Source organism: Kocuria sp. (assembly GCF_030530945.1).
Classification (GTDB): Bacteria; Actinomycetota; Actinomycetes; order Actinomycetales; family Micrococcaceae; genus Kocuria.
Window position 1 is genome coordinate 353,353 of record NZ_JAUMTZ010000001.1, and the last position, 7,282, is coordinate 360,634.

Below are 7,282 nucleotides of genomic sequence, written 5' to 3' on the forward strand. Positions count from 1 at the left end.
CGGCTCCCGACCCCACAGCGTCCGGGCCCTCGGCACCTGAATCCCCGGCATCCACCGCACCCGCGGGAGCCGAGGTCCGTCTGGCCGGTTTCGGCTGGCACTACCCGGGCCGGGAGAGTCCCAGCCTGAGCGACGTCACCGTGGACATCGCCGTGGGGGAACGTGTTCTGCTCCTGGGTCCCTCCGGGGCGGGCAAGTCCACCCTCCTGCAGGCACTCGCGGGCGTTGAGCAGGACCCGGACGGGCAGTCCCGCTCGGGTGAGGTGCTCGTGGACGGAACGGACCCCCGCGACGCCCGAGGCGCCGTCGGCTTCATGCACCAGGACCCCGAGACCCAGGTGGTGCTCTCCCGGGTGGGGGACGACGTCGCCTTCGGGCTCGAGAACCTCGCCGTGCCCCGTGAGCAGATCTGGCCGCGCGTGCGCGAGTCCCTGCACCGCGTGGGCCTGGACCTGCCGCTGGAGCACTCCACCACCGCGCTGTCCGGTGGGCAGAAGCAGCGCCTGGCGCTCGCCGGGGTCATGGCCATGCGCCCCCGCCTGCTGCTGCTGGACGAGCCCACCGCGAGCGTGGACCACGAGGGCGCGGAGGAGCTCTGCGCGGCCGTCGCCCGCGTGGTGGTGGAGCGTGGGATCACCCTGGTGGTCGTGGAGCACCGAGTGGGGCTGTGGGAACCCGTGGTGGACCGCGTGGTGGTGCTGGACGAGCGCGGCCGGGTGGCCTTCGACGGCCCCACCCGCGAGGTGCTGCGCGACGCCCGCACGCTGCTGCAGGAGCAGGGCACCTGGGTGCCCGGCTGGGTGCCGAGCACCCGCCGCCCGGCCCACCACGGCCCCGTGCCGGCCGCCCGCAGCGCGTCCCCGGGCGAGGAGCGTCCGGGCCGGGAGTGCCGGAGCGGCACGGCTCCGGGCGGTGCCACCGCGGACGCGGCGACTCCAGCCGAGGCATCTCCGGGTGCGGCCACCTCGGGCGTGGTCGCCCCGGGAGGGGCGGCTCCGTTGCCGGGCGCCGCGGCGTCGTCCGAGGACGGCCGTGTGCTGCTGAGCGCCCGCGGGCTCGCGGTCTCACGCGTGCAGCCGTCCCGGCGCGCGATCGCCCGCAGGCGGCGCCGTGCCCGGGCGGCGTGGCGCCGCCGTGAGGTCTTCGCGGAGCAGGCCGTCAGCGGGGACGTCCTCGTGGCCGCGCAGGACATCGACCTGGACGTCCGCGCCGGGCGCGCGCTCGCCGTCACGGGCGTCAACGGCGCGGGCAAGTCCACGCTTGCGCTGACCCTCGCCGGGCTGCTGGTACCGGTGCGCGGCACGGTGCGTGCGAGTGGCGCGCTCGCGGCCGGTGCGCCCGCGGACCCGTCCCTGTGGGACGGCGGCGAGCTGATCTCGCGCGTGGGCACCGTGTTCCAGCACCCCGAGCACCAGTTCCTGCGCCCCACCGTGCGCCAGGAGCTCGAGTTCGGCCCCGAGCAGCTGCGCCGTCGGGCCGCCGCGACCGGACGTGCGGCCGCGGGAGGCGACGACGCCGCCCGGGTCGCGGAGCTGCTGCGCCGCCTGCGCCTGGAGGACCTCGCGGACGCCAACCCTTTCACGCTGTCCGGGGGCCAGAAGCGGCGGCTGTCCGTGGCCACGGTGCTCGCGGCGGCGCCCGAGGTGCTGATCCTGGACGAGCCCACGTTCGGCCAGGACGCGCGGACCTGGCGGGAGCTCGTGGAGCTGCTCGTGAGCGAGCTGGACCGGGGCACGGCCGTGGTGGCCGTGACCCATGACCGTGACCTGATGGCGGCCCTCGAGGCCGAGGAACTGAGGCTGGGAGCATGAGCGTCACCGCCGCACCGTCCCTGTTCGCCCCGCGCACCGGGCTGCTGGCGCGCGCCAACCCCGTGGTGAAGCTGCTGGGGGCGCTGCTGATCACCCTCGTGATCGTGGTCAGCGCGGACCCGGTGACGAACGCCGTGGCGCTCGCCGGGCAGCTGGTGCTGCTGGCGGGAGCGGGCATCCGACCGTGGCGGCTGCTCACCACCCTGTGGCCGGTGGTGGTGGCGGCGCTCATCAGCGGATGGGGCACGGCCATGCTGTCCACCGCGGGCGGCCCCGTGCTGCTGCAGCTCGGCTGGGTCACCGTGACCACGGGGTCGCTGGCCGCCGGCGCGGCGATCGCGCTGCGCGGTCTGGCGATCGCCCTGCCCGGGATCACCGTGCTGCTCACCACCGATCCCACGGACCTCGCGGACGGGCTGGCCCAGACCCTGAAGCTGCCCGCGCGGTTCGTCCTCGCCGCACTGGCCGCCATGCGGCTGGTGGAGGTCATGATCTCCGAGTGGGGCGTGCTCGCCTCGGCCCGCCGGGCCCGGGGCGCGGGCGGGGAGCGGGGGCCGTGGGCCGTGGCGCGGGAGTTCGGTGGGCAGGCGTTCACCCTGCTGGTGCAGTCGCTGCGCCGCGCCACCCGCCTGGCCATGACCATGGAGGCCCGGGGCTTCGGCGCCGGGCCCCGCACCTGGGCCCGCGAGCTGCACTACGGTCGGGTGGACGTGCTGGTGGGGAGTGCTGTGGTGCTCACCGCGGTGGGCGCGCTCGCCGTGTCCCTGGCACTGGGCACCCACCGGTTCATCTGGCAGTGACCCCCTGGCATCTCAGCGGGAGCCGGAACCCACCAGGAAGCCCGTGAGGGTCCGGGTCAGCTCGGGGTCCGAGCGGAGCGGGTGGCCGTCCACGGAGGTCACCGGGGCCGCCAGGCGCACCGAGGAGGTGAGCCACACCGCGCTGGCCCCCAGGAGATCCCGCGGGTGGAGGGGGCCGTACTCCACGCCCCAGCCGTGGCGGCGCGCGGCCTCGAAGATCCGTGCCTGGGACGTGCCCGGCAGGACTCCCCGGGACGGCTCGGGCGTGAGGAGGACCGGAGGGGCGTCCTCTTGGACGCGGGCGCAGACCACGGAGGACGTGGCGCCCTCCAGGATCCGGTGCTCGGAGGAGGTCATGAACACGGCGTCCTGCGCACCGTGGGCGCGGGCGTGGCGCACCGCGGCCATGTTCACGGCGTAGGAGAGGGTTTTCACGCCCGGCAGCAGCCACGGCAGCCCGGAGTCCTCAGCCGGGTCGTGCCCGCGCTCCAGCAGCAGGACCGCGACACCGCCCCGCCGGGCCGCGAAGGTTCCCGGCGGCACCGGGTTCACGGTGAGCCACGCCCAGGGCTCCCCGTCCGGGGTGCCGCGGGCCACCGTGAGCTTCACGCAGTGCTCGGCCCCCAGCCTGAGGTGGGGGTCGTGGGAACCCGGGGCGGCGGCGTCGAGACCCAGGGCCAGGGCTTCACGGCACACCCGATCGGACGGCACGGGCAGGTCCGCGGCGGTGGCGGACGAGCGCAGCCGCTCGTGGTGCGCGGCGAACTTGTAGGTGCGCCCGTCCAGCACGTGCATGGTCTCGAAGACACCGTCTCCGCGCGTGAGGGCCTGGTCCTCCAGCGAGACGTGCGGGCGGTCCGGGTCCACGAGCCGGGGCTCGCCGGTGACGGGGGAGACGAGCACAGTCGCGGGGCCGGCGCCTCGTGGGCTCACGGGGTCTCCCGCTCCTGCGCGGCCGGGTCCTCGGTGGACGGGCCGGGGTGGATGATCTCCGCGTTCTCCCACACGGGGTCCTCGGCGAGGTACTCCTCCTCCTGGGCGGCCCACTGCTCCCAGTGGGCCTCGTACGCCCCGCCGTCCCGGGCAAGGGCGCGCTGGCGGCGCTGGGAGGTGGGCAGCTCCACCCACACGGAGGTGTCCAGCAGCTCCCGGGCCTCCCGGTGGCACGCCCCCACACCCTCCAGGAGCACGATCTGGGCGGCACGGGTCAGCCGTGGCGTGCCCGGTTCGCTGGTGAGCCAGTCCCAGGCCGTCCAGTGGGCGTCCTGGTCGTCGCGCAGGGGCCGCAGCACGTCGGTGCGGTACTCGTCCATGCCCCGTCGCAGACCGTCCCACCCCGGGTAGATGTCCTCCAGCCGGAACACCACCACGTCGTGGGAGCGGCGCAGCACGGCGGCGAGCTGGTCGGTGAGCGTGGTCTTGCCCGCCCCTGAGCGGCCGTCGATGCCCACCAGGAACGGTTTGCGCGTGGGGGGAGGCAGCAACCGCGCCAGGTTGATGCCGTCCGTGAGTCGTGCGATCTCGTCGTCCTGGAAGCTCTCGTCCGGGGCGATCACCGGGCGTCCGTCCGCTTGCGGAGCCAGGTCACCAGACCCGGGGTTGCCGCGCGGATCTGCTCCCACGCGGCGTCGAAGTCCTCAGCGCCGCCGTACCAGGGGTCGGCGATGTCGAGGTCGGTCTGCGTGTCCGCTACGGCGGGGTCGAAGCTGCGCATCAGGCGCACCTTCTCGGCGTCCCCGGCGGGCAGCCGCTCGCGCAGCCGACGGGCGTGGTCCGCGGTCATGGCCACCAGCAGGTCCGCGTCCGCGAGCTCGCGGTCCGTGATGCCGTGGGCGCGGTGCTCCGGCAGCTCCAGGCCGTTCTCCGCGAGGACGTCCCGAGCGCGGGGGTCCACGCCGTGCCCGTGCTCCTCGTCGCTGACGCCCGCGGACGAGACCGCGACGTGGTCGGCGAGCCCGGCCTGTTCCACCTCGTGGCGCAGCAGGGCCTCGGCCATGGGGGAGCGGCAGATGTTGCCTGTGCAGACCGTGACGATGTTGAACATGGTGCCCACTCTACGGAAGATCCTGGGGCGGCGGAGGGCCAGCCCCCGGCCGTCCTCCGGTCCGCGGTGCCGCCCTCCCGCTCACGCGGCCGTGGCGGCACCCCAGAGTCAGGCGCTCCAGGTCAGGCGTTCCAGGCCGGAGAGCAGCAGGTTCAGCCCCGCCATGTACTCCGCACGGTCGTCGTGGCGGCGGAACTGGTCCAGGACCGAGTGGACGAACGGGAACTCGCCGGTGTCCACGTGGTCCCAGCGCTCGAGCTGCTCCCGGAACATCTCCTCGGCGTCCTCCGCGTCCCGCAGGTCCTGGCGGTGGGAGATCTCCGCGCCCATCCCGGAGGCGTAGTTCGTGATGGCCAGGGACGCGTGGAACTGCTGGGCCGCGTCCAGCTCCATGCGCTGCAGGATCCGCCCCGTGTACTCCCACGTGCGCAGGGCGTTCTCCTCGTCCGGGCCGGCGTCGAGCAGCTGCCCCGCGAGCCAGCGGTGCTCCAGCATCTCGGAGAACAGGCACAGGGACAGCAGCCGCAGCTCCCCGAGGGCCGCGCGCGTGACCGGGCTCGTCCGCGGGTCCGGCTCCAGGGCAGGGAACTCGGCGAACTGCTCCGGGGAGAGCTGCCCCCGGTCACGCAGCTCGTGGAACCGGTGCAGTGCCCGCCCCAGCACCTCGTCCGCGACCATGGCCATCAGCTCGTCCTTGCCGGAGGCGTACCAGTAGAGGCTGGCCACGCCGCTGTTCAGCTCCGCGGCCAGGCCGCGCAGGGTGAGCCGCTGGGCGCCGTCGCGGTCCAGCATGGCGATGGCCGTGTCCACGATGGTCTCCACGGACAGCGACGCACGACGCCGCCCCGTCGGCTTCCCCGCCCCGGTGCGCCCCCGCTGGCCGCGAGTTCCGCCGGGGAGGTGACGCTCCGCCGTCGTGCTCCCGGGAGCGGGGCCGTTGCCGGACGTGGGGCGGCCTTCGGGGTTGTCCGCCGGCCGCGGCGGGGCGGCGGGGGCCGTGGCGGGGGAAGGCGCCTCGGAGGGGTCGGTGGTGGGAGTCATGGGCATCACCATAGGCAGGCTGTTGCGCGGTATCAAACAACGTTCTATTCTCGAACACGATTCGATGCGTCGAACAGTGTTCGACAGGAACGGAAGGTCTCTTTCATGTCACAGATGCTCGCCGGCGAAGCCCGGCACCGGGGCTCGAGTGCCCCGCAGAGTTTCCGCGCGGCCTGGCCCGCGCTCCTGGGGCTGTGCCTCACCCAGCTCGTGGAGATGGTGGACAACTCCATCCTCAACGTGGCCCTGCCCGTGGTGGGCCGGGACCTCCACGCCAGCCCCACCGACCTGCAGTGGATCGTGGGCGCCTACTCCCTCACCTTCGGAGGCCTGCTCATGGTGGGCGGCACTCTGGGGGACAAGCTCGGGCGGCGCCGCACGATCTCCTGGGGACTCGCCCTCTTCGGGCTCGCGGGTCTGGCCGTGCTGCTGGTCCAGACCCCCGGCCAGCTCATCGCGGTGCGTGCGGTCTCCGGTGCCTTCGCGGCGCTGATCGCCCCCATCACCATGTCCCTGCTCTTCCGGCTCTTCGACCGCGACGACCTGCGCAACAGGGCGATCGGGCTCATCATGACGGTCTCCATGATCGGCTTCGCCGTGGGACCCACCCTGGCGGGGCTGGCGCTGGAGCACATGCCGTGGCAGATGCTGCTCGTGCTCAACGGTCCTGTGGCGCTGGTGGCCTGGCTCGGCGTGCGGATGGGCCTGGACAAGGACCGCGCCGAGGACCTGCGCGAGGGCCGCGCGGACGTCCCCGGTGCCGTGCTCTCCGTGGCCGCGCTCGCCCTGCTGCTCTACACCTTCACCGCGGGTGTCGAGTTCGGCTGGCTCGACCTGCGGACCCTCCTGATCCTCCTGGGTGGGCTGCTCGCGCTCGCCGGGTTCGTGTGGCGCGAGCGGACGGCGGAGGACCCCATGCTGGACCTCTCGCTGCTGGCCATCCCCACCGTGCGGGGCTCCGCGATCCTGCAGACCTCCGTGATGACCGCGATGGCGGGCGTCATGTTCGTCTCCACCCAGCTGTACCAGTTCGCGTGGGGCTGGACGCCTCTGCAGGCCGGTCTCGCCAACCTGCCGTTCGTGGTGGGCATGATGAGCGCCGGGCCGTTCGTGGACCGGGCCGTGGCGGCATGGGGCCACCGACGCACGTCCGCGTACGCGGTGCTGCTGCTGCTGGCCAGCCTGGGCGTGTGGATCTACGCCGTGGACCACGGCTTCGTGTGGTGCGCGATCGGCATGTTCATGATGACCATGGCCATGCGCACCATCATGACCACCGGAGCCGTTGCGCTGATGGGGGCGCTGCCCGCGTCCCACACCTCCATGGGCTCGGCCATGAACGACACCTCCCAGGAGCTCGGCAACGCCGTGGGTCTGGCGCTCGTCGGGACCGTGATGGCCTCCGTGGTGGGCAAGGTCCTGCCCACCGGTGCGTGGGACGACGCCACGGTGCAGGGTTTCGTGCACTCGCAGCAGATCTCCTTCGCCCTGCTGGGGCTCCTGGTGATCGCGCTCGCCGCCGTGGGGATCCGCACCCTCACCGACTCCCGGGAGACCGAGGAGCACTGAGGCCGGGAGCACCCCTC

At 73.7% G+C, this 7,282-nt stretch carries 7 protein-coding genes; 3 read left to right on the top strand and 4 right to left on the bottom strand.

Annotation, left to right across the window (positions count from 1 at the left end; translation table 11 throughout):
* Window positions 1-80: 80 nt before the first annotated feature.
* A complete protein-coding gene (locus tag Q4A22_RS01625; RefSeq protein ID WP_303176963.1) occupies window positions 81-1,811 on the top strand; it encodes an ABC transporter ATP-binding protein in 1,731 nt (576 codons plus the stop codon).
* Entirely contained in the window at window positions 1,808-2,611 is an 804-nt protein-coding gene (locus tag Q4A22_RS01630) for an energy-coupling factor transporter transmembrane protein EcfT (RefSeq protein ID WP_303176775.1), read from the top strand. The genes Q4A22_RS01625 and Q4A22_RS01630 overlap by 4 nt, the downstream gene beginning before the upstream one ends.
* A gap of 12 nt (window positions 2,612-2,623) precedes the next feature.
* Here Q4A22_RS01630 and Q4A22_RS01635 read toward each other — a convergent pair whose 3' ends face one another.
* From Q4A22_RS01635 to Q4A22_RS01650, 4 genes are all read right to left on the bottom strand, one after another.
* Window positions 2,624-3,544 carry an aminotransferase class IV gene (locus Q4A22_RS01635; RefSeq protein ID WP_303176776.1) on the bottom strand — a complete coding sequence of 307 codons (921 nt, stop codon included), beginning with the start codon at window positions 3,542-3,544 and terminating at the stop codon, window positions 2,624-2,626.
* Complete coding sequence (locus Q4A22_RS01640; RefSeq protein ID WP_303176777.1) at window positions 3,541-4,167, bottom strand: uridine kinase; 627 nt, start codon at window positions 4,165-4,167, stop codon at window positions 3,541-3,543. The genes Q4A22_RS01635 and Q4A22_RS01640 overlap by 4 nt, the downstream gene beginning before the upstream one ends.
* On the bottom strand, window positions 4,164-4,655 hold the full coding sequence (locus Q4A22_RS01645) for a low molecular weight protein-tyrosine-phosphatase (RefSeq protein ID WP_303176778.1): 492 nt from the start codon (window positions 4,653-4,655) through the stop codon (window positions 4,164-4,166). Before Q4A22_RS01645 ends, Q4A22_RS01640 begins: the two co-directional genes overlap by 4 nt.
* A gap of 108 nt (window positions 4,656-4,763) precedes the next feature.
* Window positions 4,764-5,696: a TetR/AcrR family transcriptional regulator gene (locus Q4A22_RS01650; RefSeq protein ID WP_303176779.1), complete on the bottom strand. Its 933-nt coding sequence runs from the start codon at window positions 5,694-5,696 to the stop codon at window positions 4,764-4,766.
* A gap of 105 nt (window positions 5,697-5,801) precedes the next feature.
* On the opposite strand from Q4A22_RS01650, the gene Q4A22_RS01655 reads away from it, so the two are divergent.
* Complete coding sequence (locus tag Q4A22_RS01655; protein WP_303176780.1) at window positions 5,802-7,265, top strand: MFS transporter; 1,464 nt, start codon at window positions 5,802-5,804, stop codon at window positions 7,263-7,265.
* Window positions 7,266-7,282: the final 17 nt, after the last annotated feature.